Origin of the sequence: Mycolicibacterium rhodesiae (assembly GCF_002086695.1) — a bacterium.
In the GTDB taxonomy this organism is placed as follows: Bacteria; Actinomycetota; Actinomycetes; order Mycobacteriales; family Mycobacteriaceae; genus Mycobacterium; species Mycobacterium rhodesiae.
Window position 1 is genome coordinate 415695 of record NZ_MVIH01000005.1, and the last position, 15244, is coordinate 430938.

A 15244-nucleotide genomic window follows, 5' to 3' on the forward strand; every position below is an offset into this window, starting at 1 on the left:
ACTCATTTCGACACCGTCACATCCATGAGCGGAATGCGCTGCATGGCAGTCGCGCGCGGATCCGGTGCGGCCGCCGCTGCGGCGTGGTTTTCTTCCCCGCGGGTGTAGGTCCACACACAGAAGGGTTCGCCCTGTGCGAACGTGAAATCCTTGGGCGGCAGGTTGATCGCCAGTTTGCAGCCCGGGAAGAACGGTGCGGAGATGCGCTGCTCGAAGGTGCAGTTCATCCATGCCCGCGCCGGCGGATAGAGGCCCTCGTCGGTGTACTTCTGCAGCACCTCACAGCGGCGCATGTTCAGCACCACGTGGTCCGGGTTGTAGACGATGTACTCGCCGCCGTATCCGAGGGTGCCGTCGATACTCAAGACCGCCAGCTTGAGGAAGTCCACGACGTGGACGGGCTCGATCTTGAAGACCTTCGCCAGCTTCGGGTACTGGTAGTCGATGATCAGCTGGTACATGTCCGGCAGACCCAACCAGACTTCTTCTTCGGGGATGATCTTGGTCCACTGGTCGATGAAGTAGTTGTGTCCCTTGAGGTATTGGTCCCAATACGTCTTGATCAGCCGAATCAAGGCCGGCTTGGTCAGGTCCTCGGTCTGCACGTCGAACGGAATAGCCTGGTACTGAGCGTCTTTCCAATCCCAACCCGGAGGGGCGATGAACCGGCCCATCGGCATGACCTGTCGCATCCCCGCTCTGGAGACCTCGGCCGCGACATCCATGGCCGCGTTGATACCCACCTTCTCCGAGTAGATCTTCACGTGCGCGTAGGGCATGAAGTTCAAGACGTCTTCGAACACGCGGGCCAATCCGACGAGGAAGTCGCGAGAGAAGTCGCCGATGTTGCCGACTTTGCCCATGAAGTCATGGGTGTAGTCGTCGTAGTTCAGATCATCGGCGGTGGTGTCGGGTTCTGCGGCAGCGGTTGACACTGGATCCTCCTAAGAGCAGTCGACTCAAGGCATAGTCAGATTCAGCCTGTGTGGCAGAATCTGACAGGTACGCTATCGGCGGTGTAACGCGCGTCACCGCGCGATTCCCGGTCAGCGGGAGACCCGCGGCGAGGAGCGGCCAAGCACCGAGTTCACCGCCATTACGATGAATCAGCTGGTCAGACAAGGGGGTGACAGCATGGCGGTGACAGCTAAGCCGGCCACACTGACGGAGCGGCGCGCGGAGGAATTGCGGCTCGAAGTCGCCATGGCGGCACGGGAGATCTTCCTTGCCGACGGGTCCTTTTCCGCCACTGTCGAGCGAATCTGCGAAGCCGTGGGCATCGCGCCTCGGACGTTCCACCGTCACTTCCCCGTCAAGGAAGACGTCGTCCTGCCGCTGTTCGGCAAGTTCGGCAGCCTGAGCATCCACGTGCTGGCCGACGCAGAACCAGACGGTGACCCCGTCGACGTATTGGTTCGCGCCTTCGGCAGCGAAGTCCCCAAACGCGGTCAATTCGAAGTCGACCGGGCGTTCATGGCGCTGGTGCTCGGCGACCCCCAGTACCGGCTGCGGTGGCTGGATTGGGGTCAAGACCTCGCCACGCCGATCACCAATTTTCTCGAGGCTCGGTTCGACCTCGGAACCGACTCCTTTGCACGAGAGCTACCCGCTCAGTTGATAATTCAGGCATGCAGGCACGCTTATGTGCACTGGGTCGAACACGGCGATTTCGCCAGCCTGCAATCCGCGTTACGTGTCGCGATGGAGATGATCGTCGGATCGCTTGACGCAAAATAGCGCGAGAACGTGCCAGGCTCAGATCAGAGGGCTCAGAGGGCGGTGTCGAGAACGGGAACCGTCCCCGCCTTGACGGCATCGACGATCGAACCGTTCAGCGCCGAGCACGCCAGGAAGAGACCACCCCTTCCGTTCGCCGCCAATTGCGATGCACTGCAGCGCTCTTCACATCGACTCAAGGCCGACGCGGTCCACTGCACACTGGTCTGATTCCAACTGCTCTTTCGGACCTCGACGCCGGCGCCACAACGCCCACACGTCACCGGAACCATCGGCGCGTCATCGAGCCGAATGTCTGGGCGGACCGTCATCATCCCCCCACTGACCCGGATGCCGCCTTGTGGGTGGCCAGGTTGGCCTCCACTTCCTTCATCCATGCCGCGGTGGGTTGCGTGGTGTCGAGCTCGAACTCGAAGCGGTCCACCATGTCCGGCGTGACGTCGGCGACGTCGACATAGAATTGCTCGTACCACCGCCGCAGCTGGTATACCGGCCCGTCCTCTTCCACCAGCAACGGATTGTCGATCCGGGTCTTGTTGCGCCAGATCTCGACATCCTGCTCGAAGCCCATCTTCACGAAATCCCCGAGACCGATCGCCGTCTGCATGGCAAGGTCGTCGGGAAGCTCGGGCGACTTCTTGACGATGATTCCGTACTGCAGGACAAAGGAATTCGCGTCGATCGGATAGTGGCAGTTGATCAGAACCGTATGGTGGTCGACATTTGTGTAGTGGTAGGTCAGATCGTCGATCATGAACGCCGGCCCGTGGTAGGACGCGACCGATGTCGTCCCCAACATCTGAGTCTCACCGGGCTCGCCGATATCCGGACGGCCCGCGCTGTTCATGTACTGCGTCGCGACGTGGCCTTCGAAGATGTTCTTGAAGTGCGTGGGCAACGATCCGTGAATGTAGAAGAAGTGCGCCATGTCGACGACGTTGTCGATGATCTCCCGGCAGTTCGTGTTCACCACGGTGGTGTACCAATGCCAGTCGGTCCAGTCGTCGCTGCCGGCACCTTCGATGCGAGGGATCGTCACATCGGCCGGCGGCGCTTTGCGTTCCGGGTCATTCCAGACGAACAGCATGCCGTCCTGCTGCAGCGTCGGCCAGGAAGCGGTGCGCGCCAATCGCGGGGTGCGCTTGCTGTAGGGCACCGACTTACACCGGCCGTCTCCTCCCCACCGCCAGTCATGGAAGGGGCAGGCGATCTCGTTGCCCTTGACTGTTCCCTGCGACAAGTCACCACCCATGTGCCGGCAGTAACCGTCGAGCACGTTGATGGCGCCGTCCTGGCTTCGGAACACCACGAGCTTCTGGCCGAAGGCGTTGATCTGGTGCGGCTTGCCGTCGACGAAGTCGCGGATCAGCCCCAGACAGTGCCATCCGCGGGCAAACCGGGTGGGTACCGATCCAGCCTCGATCACGCGAACGTCGTCGGCCTCGGCATGCGTCGTCATCTTGCGTCCGTCCTTCATCGATGGATCCGCGGGCTGATGTCCCCATTCAACTTGGCAGAAACGCGGTGCGAAGGTCTGCGTTCCGCTCAAAGGGAGGCGTGATTCAGATTTTCCGGTTGCCGACCTATCGTCGACAATTGTGATCCCCACCAGCCACAACACCGTCCCCACCGGGTTGACTATCGCCGACACCGAGGTAGACCTCCTGGTCGTGGGGTCGGGCACCGGGCTCGCCGCCGCCCTGGCCGCCCACGAGCGGGGGTTGTCGGTTCTCGTCGTGGAGAAGTCTTCGCGCGTCGGTGGGTCAACTGCACGATCGGGTGGGGCGCTCTGGCTGCCCGCCAGCCCGGTGATCACGGAATGCGGGGGTGTCGACACCGCGACTCGGGCCCAGACGTACCTCGACTCGGTGGTGGCGGACTCCGCACCCCAGGAGCGCTCGGCAGCGTATGTGAAGAATCTGCCGGCAACGGTCGAGATGCTTCGCCGCACAACTCCGATGAAGCTGTTCTGGGCCAAGGAATACTCCGACTATCACCCCGAAGCGCCGGGCGGCTCAGCTGCCGGACGAACGTGCGAGTGCCGTCCGCTCGACACCACGATTCTCGGCGAATATCTGCCCGACCTTCGTCCGGGCATCATGGAGGTCAGCATTCCGATGCCGACCACCGGCGCGGACTACCGCTGGATGAACCTCATGAGCCGGGTACCCCGCAAGGGGTTGCCCACCATTGTCAAGCGGCTCGCGCAGGGAGTCGGCGGGCTTGCGCTCGGGCGGCGCTACGCCGCCGGGGGTCAGGCCTTGGCGGCCGGCCTGTTCGCCGGTGCCATCCGTGCCGGCGTTCCGATCTGGCTCGGCACCGCGCTGAAAGAGCTGACGACCGATGGCGGCCGGGTCACCGGCGCCGTCCTCGAACACTCCGGAAAAAGCGTTACCGTCGCCGCCCGACGCGGCGTCGTACTCGCCGCTGGGGGATTCGACCACAGCATGGACATGCGGTGGAAGTTCCAATCCGAATCCCTCGGCCGAAACCTCAGTCTGGGTGCGGAATCCAATACCGGCGACGCGATCCGCATCGGCCAGGACGTGGGCGCGGACATCGCGCTGATGGATCAATCATGGTGGTTCCCTGCGGTCGCCCCCCTGCCGGACGCGGCGCCCGCGGTCATGTTGGCTGAGCGGTCGCTGCCCGGGTCGTTCATCGTCGACCAGAATGGCCGCCGGTTCGCAAACGAGTCCGCCGACTACATGAGCTTCGGTCAACGTGTCCTGCAGCTGGAAGCCGCGGGAACCCCGGTAGAAAGTATGTGGATCGTCTTCGATCAGCAATACCGCAACAGTTACGTCTTCGCTGCCGAGCTGTTCCCCCGGATGCCGATCCCCCAGTCCTGGTATGACGCTGGAATCGCCGTTCGCGCAGATGATTTCAAAGATCTCGCCACGAAGATGGGGGTGCCCGTCGATGACTTCTCCGCGACGGTGACCCGTTTCAACGAGAATGCGTTCGCCGGCGAGGATCCCGACTTCGAGCGCGGCCGCAGCGCATACGACCGCTACTACGGCGACCCCACGATCACCCCGAACCCGAATCTGCGGCCGCTGGTCAAGGGACCGTTCTACGCGGTGAAAATGGTGCTCAGTGATCTCGGAACCTGCGGCGGTTTACGCGCCGACGACCGCGCTCGCGTGCTACGTGAGGACGGCACCGCCATCGATGGCCTGTACGCGATCGGCAACACGGCAGCCAACGCATTCGGAAACACCTATCCCGGCGCGGGTGCGACGATCGCGCAAGGCCTGGTCTACGGCTACATCGCCGCCCAGGATGCCGCGGCGCGGTCCTAAGACTCTTCGGCGTCGGCTTTGCGTTCGATCTCGTACCAGTAGGCCGGATCGGGCCACGGAATCTTGCCGCCCTCGCCGACTTTCGGGAAATTGGCCTCGGCTTCATCGAGATCTTTGATCAGTCGCAAGGTCAATTCGCGCTCCGACTCGTAGTATCGGTCGGCCCAGTCCAGCGCGATCTTGGCGTACGCCCACGAGGGGTCGGCGGCGGCCCATCGAGCTTCCTTGGCGGCGTCGCGCTGCATCCTGTCGATGTAGGCGATGTGTTCCTGGAGCATGTGTTTGAGCGACGCCGGATCAGACAGGTGCCCCAGCGTCACCCGCAGAATCGCGGGGTGCTTCAGGGACGGCGGCTCGACCGGGGCTTCCCGCGCCCACCGAGTGACCGCTTCCATGCCCGCATCGGTGATCTTGTACAGACGGCGATTCCGGGTGCCTGCGCCGTCCACCCGGGACGTGAGCAGACCCACCTTCTCGAGCTTCTTGAGTTCTGAATAGATTTGACTGAAGGCTGGGCTGCCGTAGTAGTAGCGCATGCTCCAGTCGATCCACTTCCGGATGTCGTAACCCGACAGCTCCGTTTCGTATGAGAGCATCCCGAGCAACGCCCAGGCGGTCGCGGAGAGCGACGGCATGGCGCCAGTTTCGGGTTCGGTCACCCGCTCAGGGTATCAACCCAGGTCATCGAAGTGCGCTTTCCTACCGCTGGTCGGGATACCGCATTGCACAGCGAGCATTTCAGCCAGCAACGTAGAGGTGCAGTACCACGAGGGAGTGAAGTGCAATGAGTCACGGTGAGCCGGACAACAAGATGCGAGCCGTCGACGTTGAACGGGGCGAAGCCGTTTTCGTACCCCTGACCCGGTCAGTCCGGCACCTCATCGATGCCACGATCCGCACCGAAGTCGATGACGAAACGGTCTTTGCGGCCCGCGCTCTGATCGAGAGGGCCACCGAACTTCTTGCCGCCCAGATGATCCCTGGCTCCTTCGGTGTGCACCCGACAACTGAGGGCGGCACGGTTGCGTGGGGCAACGTCGCCATCGGCATTCGCAATCCGGTCGCTCCCCCGCTGGTCATACACCAGGATGCGGACGGCTCGGTCCACACCGACGTAGACCTCGGTGCTGCTTGTGAAGGCCCTCCAGGACACGTCCACGGTGGGTTATGCGCTCTGATCCTCGACCACATGCTCGGTGCCACCGCACATCAACCCGGGAACCCCGCCTTCACCGGCACGCTCACTGTTCGTTATGTGCAACCAACACGCCTCGGCCGCGTCCACGCCGAGGCTCGGGTAGACCGTCACGAGGGCATCAAGACATTCGCTGTGGGCCATATTGCCGACGCCGACGGCACGATCACCGTGGAGGCGCATGGCGTGTTCATCCGCCCGAAGAAGACCTCTGCGGGCGGAGGGTGACCGTCCGTTGAGTGGACGATAGCGAGAACTCCGCCCCTCGCCGGTGTTAGCTTCGCGCACAATGCCCCTGGCACAGCACCTGACCGGCGTTGAGGAGAATCATGCGTGGATTGCGCACTGTCACAGGATGGTTGGTAGCCGCTGGTGCACTGCAGTGCGTTGGTGTCCCAGCTCCTGCCCGCGCGGCTGATGACTGGGGTCTCAACGGCACGTTCACGGCCACGTCGAATGGCGAATGGGCGAGGACCAACGATGTCTTCCACGACGAGAAATCGGTGCGATCCAGCTGGGTCATCGCCACCCGGTGCAGCTACCCCACCGAGTGCACCGGCACCGTTACCAGCGATGCGGGCTGGTCCGCGCCGATCTATCAAACCGGCGGGATGTGGTATGTCAAACGGACCGTGGCCAATTGGGAGCCGTGCCCCGATGGAACGGCAGCCGACGGCCTCCAGGTCTTCTGGTTTCAACCCATGACACCCGGCGGTGAGGCCGGCGACCCCGACTCCACCACGCTGCTCGGCGAAGACCAGACGACCGGGCCCAGCGGGGCCTGTGGGCGCAGCCTGGCGCTGTTCGTCAACATGCCGTTCAAACTCGTCAAACAGCACTGACGCGCGCCCGCGGGCCGGAGCCTCACGTGGTCGGCAGCAGATCCTTCCACGAACGGGCGCCCCCAGGCGCGACCAGATCTGATTGCTGGAACACCGCCCCCACCGGCGTGACGTACTGCCCGGTCTTCGGGTTGTACCGAGTGACGGCAACCGATGGTCCGGGTCCTGGGCCGGGGCGCAATGCGCTCGGTGCGACCGACGATGCGTCGTCGGGAGGCATCGGTGCCTGCGGAGCTGCGGGCGGAGCCGCCGGTGGTGCCGGCGTGCCCTGTAATGGGCCGAAGATGTTGTCCGAGTACGTGGTCCGGTCATCGGGCGGGATCCCCTGCGCGAGGAGGTTCGGATCGATCGGGTAAGCACCGGTCGCATGCTGGCGCATCGCCAGCGGCTCGTAAGGCTGGTCGCTGTTGCAGATCTCCACCGTCGGAGCGCGCTTTCCCGGCTTGCCCATGCATGGGTAGTTACGGGCGCCGCGAACACCGATGGGTGAATCCTGCGGTAGCTTGCAGTAGAGCCCATCCGGCGTGTCCACATCGGACAGATCCTCCGGCGACCGCCACGAGCTCGGCGGTAAGAATCCCACGCTGCAGGCGGGCGGATCATTCATCACCACAGTGAAGTCGCCAAGTGACATGCCGGTGGGATTACGCGGCCCCCCGCCCATCGATTGGGTGGCGGCGATATCGGGCGGCAGCAACACCAGCAACTGTTCCAGAGAAGCGTGATAAGTCACGGCTACCTGGCTGATGGTGGTGAGGTTGGCCAACAGTACCGGCAGAGTCGGCTTTATCTGGTTGAGCAATCGGGAGGCCTCATCAGCAGCACCCGGACCATTCGCCAGCAGACCCCGCACCTGCGGGTCGTTGTCCGCCAGTTGCCCGGTGACGCCCGCGACGCTGTGCGCCCATGTCCGGATGGCATCGGTAGATGCCAGTTGGCCGTCCAGCAGCGGGCGGCCGTCGTCGACCAAGGTGCGGAGCCGGTCGGCGGAGCCGTTGAAGTCGGCGGCCAGCCGCGAGGACGAATCCATCAGCGTGCTCAGATCGTCGGCCGACCCCTTCAGTCCCTCGAACGAGTGGTCCAGCAGATCCCCGAGCCGCTGTTTGGGAATGCTCTTCAAAAGTGCACTCGCCTGATCGAGCATCGGGCCGACCGCCTGCGGAACAGTCACATTCTTGGCCGCAATCACCGACCCGTCCCGCAGATAGGGGCCTGATGCGCTGCGCGGCACCAGATCCACGTACTGCTCTCCGACTGCCGAGACGCTGAGAACTCGTGCCTGGACGTCGGCGGGCACCTGCGGTGAAGTGTCGAGCATCAAGGTCGCTTCGGCCCCTTGTTCAGTGGCTTGTACGTCGGTGACTTTGCCAAGCTGCACGCCACGGTAGGTGACGTTCGAAAACCGGTACAGGCCACCGGTTTCGGGCATCTCCAGCTTCACCGTCATCTTGCCGATACCCAGCAGAGTGGGAACCTGCAGATACACCAAGACCATGACCGCGACCGAGACGATCGAGGCGACGGTGAAGATGATCAGCTGATTGCGGATGAATCGCGTCAACATCACTGACCACCCTCGTTGTGCGGTGCCGTGCTCGGATCAGGACCCGGTTGCGGTCCCGTCGGTTCCGGAGGCCCGGGGTCGACCAATGGCGGAATCGCCGCGATCTCAGACGGTTTGGGCGTCAGCGGCGCGTTGAGCGGATCGTAGGTATAGGTCGCATACCACGGATCACCGGGCGCGGGAACCAGTTTGGCGCCTTCTTGGCCCCACCGGGTGCCCAGGAACAAAGTGCGCTTGAGCCGCGGGATGGTGAAGTCGAACACGATGAACTGGTTCATGTAGTCACCCCGGATGGCCCGGTCGATGAAGTTCTGCGTATACGGGAATGTCGTCGCGTAGGCCAGCACGGTGTCGAGCTTGGGACCCACATCGGCCAGGGACCGCAAGGTGGGTTCGAGATTTTTCAAGTCGCGCACCAGGTCTGCCTGGGTATCGGAGATCAGGCCGGTGGCCAGATCGCTGAAGGTGCGGAACTTATCCAGCGCGGTCGTGATCTTCGGTTGCTCCTTGATCAGGATCTCCAGTGCCGGCGGGATGCGCTTGAGCGCCTCGGTCAGCACATCACGCTGGCCGGCGAACACATCTGCCAGCCGATTCAGTGAAGCGATGGAGGCGTTGATGCTGTCGCGTTGGTCGGCGAGCATCCCGACGAAATCGTTGAGTCGCCCCAGCAAGTCGCGGATCTGGTCTTGGCGACCGTTGAGGGCGCTGTTGAATTCGTGGACGATGTCGCCGATCTGGCCCAGGCCACCCCCGTTGACAACCACCGACAGCGCCGACAACGTCTGCTCGGTCGAGGGATACGTCGAGGAGCGGTTGAGGCCGAGGGTGGCACCCGGCTGCAGGCTGCCGGCCGGCGGCTGGCCGAGCGGCGGATTCAGAGCCAGATGCATCGATCCCAGCAGGCTGGTCTGCCCGACCACGGCCACCGCGTTGGCCGGCACGACCACACCGGGATTGACCGACACCTCGACGTCGGCATGGCCGTCGCGGGCCCGCATCTTGCCGACGCTCCCGACCACGACATCGCCGATGAGCACCGGTGAATTCGATTCCAGCGTGCCCACGTTGGCCAGCTCGACGTGATACGTGGTCGCACCCGACCCGCGGCCTGCTGTGCCCGGCAGAGGCTGCGAATTGAGTCCGCCGAAGGCGCACCCGCTCACGCTCACCGCCACACACGATGCCACCACCGCGAGGTGGCGTAGCGAATGATCTCGAATCATGATGGTGGCGTTCCTTCAACGGCTTCATTGGGTTGCGGCGGCGCCGGAAGTGCCTCGGCCGGGAGCAACATGCCCTGCAGGTTCGACGGCGGCGGCGCGGCAGGCGAGGACACGACACCCGGTGGGACCGGCGCGCCCGGGTACAGAGCCGGCTGCGGATCGGCCGGAAGACCGTTGGGTGCATACGATCCCGCCGGACCCGGTGGGGTCCCCCATCCAGGAGGCGCAGGAACATCACCGTGGTATCCGGTGTAGGCCGACACACTCGGCGGAATCTCGGCAGGCGACGCAGACGCACCCGAACCCCCCGGCGCCAGTTGCGGTTCCGAGTACACCAAGTTCTCCGGGCTCGGCGACTTGCCAAGGTAGGCATTGAACGGGAACGGCAGGTAGTTGAAGTTCAGCAGGCGCAGTGCCGGCCCGAGATACTGCGCGCACAATTTGCCGGTCTCCGACGCGGTCGCGTTGCTGACCGCACCGATGGCCGAACAGATCACCTGCACCGGGTTGGAGAAGTTGGCCAGCGCGAACGCGCCGATACCGCTGCCGGTGTCGGGGTTGTAGATGTTGTAGCTGTTCCCGATCGCGTTGGGCGCCACGTGAAGCACGTTCTCCAACGCTGTCTTGTTGTCGGCTACCTTGCGGGTCACATCGCCCAGTCGCTGAATCTGCTCGGCAGTTTGGTCCCGGCTGCCTGCAATGAAACGTTGGACGTCGACCACCGCGCCGGACAGATCGGTCAGGGCGGCATCCAGATCCGAACGGCTGCCGTCCACGACGCTGCTCACACTGGCCAGCCGATTCTGAAATTGGACGATCTGGGTGTTGCTGTCGCGCAGCGCGGTGACGAACGTCTGCAGATTCTTGATGATGTCGGCGATGTTGCCGCTGTGGTTGGCCAGGATACGGCTGACGCCGGCCAGCTGGGCGATGGTTTGGCGCAGCTTGTCGCCATTGCCGTCGAGCGCCGTGGCGGCGGTGTCGATGAAGCGCGCAACCGACGTGCTCGACGCGTCGTTGGCCGGCCCGAGGTCGGTGGCCAGTCGCATCAGCTGGGTCTTGACCTCGTCCCATTCCACCGGGATCGCCGTGCGGTCCAAGCCGATCACCGCGCCGTTTGCCATGGTGGGACCACTGCCCCGGTATGACGGCGCAAGTTGGACGAAGCGGGCACCAACGAGGTTCTGGGCGACGATGAGCGCCTTGCCATCAGCTGGGATCGACACCCCATGGTCGATGTCGAGTATCACTTTGGCCTGAGTTGGTTCGGCCTCGATGGACTTGATGGTGCCGACTTTGACACCCGAGACACGGACGTCATCGCCGGGGTAGATCGCGGTGGCGCTGGTGAAATACGCGGTGATCGTGGTTGGTTTCACCACCGACTGGCGAATCAGCACGGCGACGCCGGCGACCAGCAGCACCGCCAGCACCGCAGCGGCGCCGACGGTAACTCGCTTGCGAGATGTCATGGCTGTCCCCATCGCTGAGCGGGCTGAGGTATTCCGTTGCGGGGGAAGGGGAATTCCGCCCTGGGGCCCGCATTGTCCGACGGCTGCCCCGCATCGGTGCCGCGGCGGAAGCCCAGCGCGTAGTCCAGGAAAGGCTGCAGGGTTTGGGCCGGCAGCAGGTTGCCGACAAAGGCGTTGTAGTAAAAGCCGTTGTTGACAGCCTCCGCCTGGGTCAACTGATACTTCGCCAATCCGTTGAGCGCCTTGACAATATTGTCGTTGTTCTTCTGCAACATGGCGGTCACTGAGTTGATCTTCTCCAGTGCCGGCGCGAGTGTCTTCTCGTTGTCGTGCACCATTCCGCTGATCTGTTTGGACAACGCGGAGGTGTTGGTCAGCAGATTCACCAAGGCGTAACGCCGCTGATCCAACACCCCGAACAGGTCGTTGGCATTGAGAAGTAGGGTGTTGACCTGCTCGCTGCGCTGCGAGAGAACGCCGGTGACCTTCGAGGCGCTGTCGAGCAGTCCCGCCAGCGAGTCGTTACGTTCGTTCAGCATCCGCGACAGTGCACTCACACCGTCAAACGTCGGACCCAGCTGCGGGGTGACGCGATCCAGAGTGTCCGACAACGTATCCAAGGCTTGGTTCAGCGTCGCGGTGTTCGTGTCGGCGGTATTGGCCGTGAAATCGTTCACCGAATCGGTGAGCGAATAGGGAGATCCGGTGCGTGACAGCGGAATGACGTCAGACGAGCGTAACTTCCCGGTTCCACTGGGCTCGAGGGTCAACACCCGCTGGCCCAGCAGCGTTCCGGTGCGGATGTGCGCGGTGGTCTCCGCACCCAACCGCACCGTGCCGTTGACCATGAAGGTCACCAGGGCGTCGCCACGCATCAACGACACCTCCGAGACAGTGCCGACCTTGATGCCTGCGACAACGACATCGTTGCCCGCTGCCAGACCGCCTGCTTCAGCGAACACCGCCTGATGCCGAATTGCGCTGGCCCAGGTCATCATTCGCTCGGGTTGCAACCCCACGACGATGACGAGAATGATCAGGACGAGGCCGATGAAGCCCGCCCGTATCAGCGAGGATCCACGGTATTTGAGCATTACGGCTCGGCGCACCTTCCAGTGTGTTGGATGATCCAGGGGAAGTAGGCAGTCTGGCCCTGCAGGTCAGTGACCCGCACGGACAAGCCACACAGATACTGGTTGAGCCAGCTCCCGTATGCGCCCAGTCGCACCAGCTTTCGATAGTTGGCGGGTGCCTTCTGCAACGCGAGGTCCACGCGGGCTTTGTCCTCGTCGAGCAGTGGTGCCAGGCGGCCCAGCTGGTTGATGCTGCCGCTCAACGGTGGTCGCGCCTGGGTCAGCAGGTCCGCGAGCGAGGCCGTGCCGTTGTCCAGGGCGGAGATGGCCGCTCCGATCGGGTCTTTGTCGGCAGTCAGACTGCTGATCAGCTTCTCCAGCTTGTCGATGGTTCCCGAGAACTTCTCGCCGTCTTTACTGATCGTGGCAACCACAGTGTTGAGGTTGTCGATCAGCTGCTGCACGGTCTTGCCGTTGTCGGCCAGCGCGGTCGTGAACGATGACGTTCGAGCGAACAGCGACTCCACGTTGCCGTCCTGACCTTGGAGGATCTGGATCAACGAGTTGGTCAGCGCATTGACGTCCTGCGGGTTCAGCCCCTGGACAACGGGTTTCAGTCCACTGAGCAGGAGGTCGAGATCCAGTGCCGGCTCGGTGCGGTCGAGCGGTATCCGGCTGCCCGGGGGCTGGACCTTCCCCGACCCCGGACTGATCAGCAGTTCCAGGTAGCGGTCGCCGACCAGGTTGAGATACCGGACGACCGCTTTGGTCCCCGACGTCAGCACGACGTCGCGGTCGGCATCGAATTTGACGACCACCTTGTTGTCGACCTGCAGCGCGACATCACTGACAGTGCCGACCCGGACTCCGGCCACCCGAACCGAATCCCCTGATTTCAGGCGCGACGCGTCGGCGAACAAAGCTGAGTAGGTGTTCGTCATCCCGCTGCGGAACTGTCCGAAGATGGCGAACAACGCCCCGGTCAACAAGATCATGACGACACCGAAGATGCTGATCTTGACGATTGTCTTCGACAGGCCCGTCATCCCGGCATGCCAATCTGTGTGGAGTTACGTGGTGGCCCGTCGAGCGGCCCGAACAGAGCCTGCTTGAGACCGTCGGAGTTGAGCAGGATCCCTTGGTTTCCGTATTGGGCCTGGTTGGCGCCGATATCGGTCACCACGTACGGGGGCCGTTGTTCAAAGCCCACTGACGGCAGGTCCGCGCACTGAGGGCCCCCCTTGGCGGCCACCTTGGGCAGGTTCGCCGGATACCGGTAGCGCTCGCGACCGAGGAAGAACGAGTCGAGCAGCATGACGCCCGGTTGGGCGGTACCTGGGCCGGTGGCCAACGGGATCATGCCTTGAAGTCCACAGGTCACTGCCGCGTTGTAGTTGTTGGTCAGGTCGAGAGTGGGGACCAGCAGATGGACAAGGTCGGTCAACGGTTGCCGGTTCTCCGTCAGAACCTCGGTACCGATGTCGGCGAGGCCGATGGCGCTGATGAGCAGGGTGTCGAGGTTCTGTTCCTGGTCGACGATGGTGTCACTGATTCTCGTCGCGCTGCTGACGGTCTTCAGGAGGTCCGGCGAGGCGTCTGCGTAGGCATCGAATACTTCTGGAGCGATGGCGATCTCGTGGTTGATCGTGTCCAGGCTCGGGTTGATCTTGGCCAGCGCGGTGTCCAGGTCGGCCAGCGTTTGGCCGAATCTGTCGCCGCGCCCGCTCAGTGATTTCGCGATCGCGCCGAGAGTCTGATTGATCTTGACGGGATCGATCTCGGAGAGCACCGAGACCAGCTGCTGGAAGACGGTGTTGATCTCGACGGTGACGTGTTTCCCGTCGATCACCTGCCCCGATTGCACTCGTTGCGCGGACGGGTTTGCGGGCGTGCGCAATTCGACGAACTTCGAGCCGAACACGGTCGACGAGGTGATGTCGGCGTTGACATTCGCGGGGATGATGCGCACTTTGGCGGGGTCGATCGCCAGATGCAGGGCGGCCTTGCCGTCGGGCAACGAGTCGATGGAGGCCACGGTGCCCACTTGGGCGCCGTGAAGTTTGACTCTTGCATCGGGGTTCATCACCAGGCCGGCGCGATCCGAGATCACGGTCACCGGAACGGTTTTGGTGAAGTCGCCGCGGAACAATCCGGCGGCGACCGCGACGATGACGACGATGGTGAGAACCGTCAGACTGCCGGCTACCGGGCGAGCGTAGTTGCGTACGCCGAAGCTGGCGCCGGTTCGGGCTGCCACCGGGACGGCGGCGGTTTCGGTTTCGGAGCGGTCGGCCGGACCCGGACCGAGATTGCGTGTCACGTCATCTCCCTATCCGGACAGGTTGAAGTTGCCGTTGGAGCCGTAGATGGCCAGGGATATGAGCAGGGTGACCGAGACGACGACGATCAGGGAGGTGCGCACGGCGTTGCCGACCGCGACTCCGACTCCGGAGGGTCCGCCGGTGGCGAAGTAGCCGAAGTAGGTGTGGATCAACAGGATCGTGATGGCCATCAGGATTGCTTGCAGGAAACTCCACAACAAGTCGATGGGATTCAAGAAGGTGTTGAAGTAGTGGTCATACAAGCCCCCGGATTGGCCGAAGAGCACCACGGTGGTGAACTGGCTGGCGACGAACGACAGGATGACCGCGATCGAGTACAGCGGGGTGATCGCGACCATGCCGGCCACGATCCGGGTGCTCACCAGGTATTCGACCGGGGGGATGCCCATCGATTCCAGGGCGTCGATCTCTTCATTGATCCGCATCGCCCCCAACTGGGCGGTCACCCCGGCCCCGAAGGTGGCGGCCAACCCGATCCCGGCCACCAC

General features: G+C 63.4%; 15 protein-coding genes. 4 read left to right on the forward strand and 11 right to left on the reverse strand.

What is annotated here, in order from left to right; translation table 11 throughout:
* Positions 1–2 precede the first annotated feature (2 nt).
* Positions 3–935: a hypothetical protein gene (locus tag BST42_RS14340; RefSeq protein WP_083119582.1), complete on the reverse strand. Its 933-nt coding sequence runs from the start codon at positions 933–935 to the stop codon at positions 3–5.
* Between the two features lie 199 nt (positions 936–1134).
* On the opposite strand from BST42_RS14340, the gene BST42_RS14345 reads away from it, so the two are divergent.
* The gene (locus BST42_RS14345) at positions 1135–1737 is read left to right on the forward strand and encodes a TetR/AcrR family transcriptional regulator (RefSeq protein ID WP_237159418.1); all 603 of its coding nucleotides are present in this window, start codon (positions 1135–1137) and stop codon (positions 1735–1737) included.
* 32 nt (positions 1738–1769) lie between these two features.
* Here BST42_RS14345 and BST42_RS14350 read toward each other — a convergent pair whose 3' ends face one another.
* Together BST42_RS14350 and BST42_RS14355 are read right to left on the reverse strand one after the other, a co-directional pair.
* Positions 1770–2048: a ferredoxin gene (locus BST42_RS14350; RefSeq protein ID WP_083119588.1), complete on the reverse strand. Its 279-nt coding sequence runs from the start codon at positions 2046–2048 to the stop codon at positions 1770–1772.
* A complete protein-coding gene (locus BST42_RS14355; protein ID WP_083119746.1) occupies positions 2048–3196 on the reverse strand; it encodes a 3-ketosteroid-9-alpha-monooxygenase, oxygenase component in 1149 nt (382 codons plus the stop codon). Before BST42_RS14355 ends, BST42_RS14350 begins: the two co-directional genes overlap by 1 nt.
* 139 nt (positions 3197–3335) lie before the next feature.
* Between BST42_RS14355 and BST42_RS14360 the strand changes: the two genes are divergently transcribed.
* Complete coding sequence (locus BST42_RS14360; protein ID WP_083119591.1) at positions 3336–5042, forward strand: 3-ketosteroid-delta-1-dehydrogenase; 1707 nt, start codon at positions 3336–3338, stop codon at positions 5040–5042.
* On the opposite strand, the gene BST42_RS14365 is transcribed toward BST42_RS14360, so the two are convergent.
* Entirely contained in the window at positions 5039–5677 is a 639-nt protein-coding gene (locus BST42_RS14365; protein ID WP_083119748.1) for a PadR family transcriptional regulator, read from the reverse strand. The genes BST42_RS14360 and BST42_RS14365 overlap by 4 nt on opposite strands.
* Before the next feature lie 149 nt (positions 5678–5826).
* Here BST42_RS14365 and BST42_RS14370 point away from each other — a divergent pair, with 149 nt between their 5' ends.
* Positions 5827–6465: a PaaI family thioesterase gene (locus BST42_RS14370; RefSeq protein ID WP_237159421.1), complete on the forward strand. Its 639-nt coding sequence runs from the start codon at positions 5827–5829 to the stop codon at positions 6463–6465.
* 101 nt (positions 6466–6566) lie between these two features.
* Positions 6567–7079: an Rv2253/PknI dimerization domain-containing protein gene (locus BST42_RS14375; protein ID WP_237159423.1), complete on the forward strand. Its 513-nt coding sequence runs from the start codon at positions 6567–6569 to the stop codon at positions 7077–7079.
* A gap of 22 nt (positions 7080–7101) precedes the next feature.
* On the opposite strand, the gene BST42_RS14380 is transcribed toward BST42_RS14375, so the two are convergent.
* The 7 genes from BST42_RS14380 to BST42_RS14410 form a co-directional block, all read right to left on the reverse strand.
* Complete coding sequence (locus BST42_RS14380) at positions 7102–8643, reverse strand: MCE family protein (RefSeq protein WP_083119593.1); 1542 nt, start codon at positions 8641–8643, stop codon at positions 7102–7104.
* Positions 8643–9869: an MCE family protein gene (locus BST42_RS14385; protein ID WP_083119596.1), complete on the reverse strand. Its 1227-nt coding sequence runs from the start codon at positions 9867–9869 to the stop codon at positions 8643–8645. The genes BST42_RS14380 and BST42_RS14385 overlap by 1 nt, the downstream gene beginning before the upstream one ends.
* Entirely contained in the window at positions 9866–11341 is a 1476-nt protein-coding gene (locus tag BST42_RS14390; RefSeq protein ID WP_083119598.1) for an MCE family protein, read from the reverse strand. The genes BST42_RS14385 and BST42_RS14390 overlap by 4 nt, the downstream gene beginning before the upstream one ends.
* On the reverse strand, positions 11338–12435 hold the full coding sequence (locus tag BST42_RS14395; RefSeq protein ID WP_083119601.1) for an MCE family protein: 1098 nt from the start codon (positions 12433–12435) through the stop codon (positions 11338–11340). The genes BST42_RS14390 and BST42_RS14395 overlap by 4 nt, the downstream gene beginning before the upstream one ends.
* A complete protein-coding gene (locus tag BST42_RS14400) occupies positions 12435–13460 on the reverse strand; it encodes an MCE family protein (protein ID WP_083119604.1) in 1026 nt (341 codons plus the stop codon). The genes BST42_RS14395 and BST42_RS14400 overlap by 1 nt, the downstream gene beginning before the upstream one ends.
* Entirely contained in the window at positions 13457–14734 is a 1278-nt protein-coding gene (locus BST42_RS14405; RefSeq protein WP_083119607.1) for an MCE family protein, read from the reverse strand. Before BST42_RS14405 ends, BST42_RS14400 begins: the two co-directional genes overlap by 4 nt.
* Positions 14735–14743: 9 nt before the next feature.
* Positions 14744–15244, reverse strand: a 501-nt coding sequence (locus BST42_RS14410) for an ABC transporter permease (RefSeq protein ID WP_207569498.1), incomplete at its 5' end; no start/stop codon positions are given.

Coding starts and splice junctions, on each gene's coding strand:
- BST42_RS14345 (WP_237159418.1), top strand. CDS start 1,135: ATGGCGGTGACAGCTAAGCCGGCCACACTGACGGAGCGGCGCGCGGAG.
- BST42_RS14350 (WP_083119588.1), bottom strand. CDS start 2,048: ATGACGGTCCGCCCAGACATTCGGCTCGATGACGCGCCGATGGTTCCG.
- BST42_RS14355 (WP_083119746.1), bottom strand. CDS start 3,196: ATGACGACGCATGCCGAGGCCGACGACGTTCGCGTGATCGAGGCTGGA.
- BST42_RS14365 (WP_083119748.1), bottom strand. CDS start 5,677: ATGCCGTCGCTCTCCGCGACCGCCTGGGCGTTGCTCGGGATGCTCTCA.
- BST42_RS14370 (WP_237159421.1), top strand. CDS start 5,827: ATGAGTCACGGTGAGCCGGACAACAAGATGCGAGCCGTCGACGTTGAA.
- BST42_RS14375 (WP_237159423.1), top strand. CDS start 6,567: ATGCGTGGATTGCGCACTGTCACAGGATGGTTGGTAGCCGCTGGTGCA.
- BST42_RS14380 (WP_083119593.1), bottom strand. CDS start 8,643: ATGTTGACGCGATTCATCCGCAATCAGCTGATCATCTTCACCGTCGCC.
- BST42_RS14385 (WP_083119596.1), bottom strand. CDS start 9,869: ATGATTCGAGATCATTCGCTACGCCACCTCGCGGTGGTGGCATCGTGT.
- BST42_RS14390 (WP_083119598.1), bottom strand. CDS start 11,341: ATGACATCTCGCAAGCGAGTTACCGTCGGCGCCGCTGCGGTGCTGGCG.
- BST42_RS14395 (WP_083119601.1), bottom strand. CDS start 12,435: ATGCTCAAATACCGTGGATCCTCGCTGATACGGGCGGGCTTCATCGGC.
- BST42_RS14400 (WP_083119604.1), bottom strand. CDS start 13,460: ATGACGGGCCTGTCGAAGACAATCGTCAAGATCAGCATCTTCGGTGTC.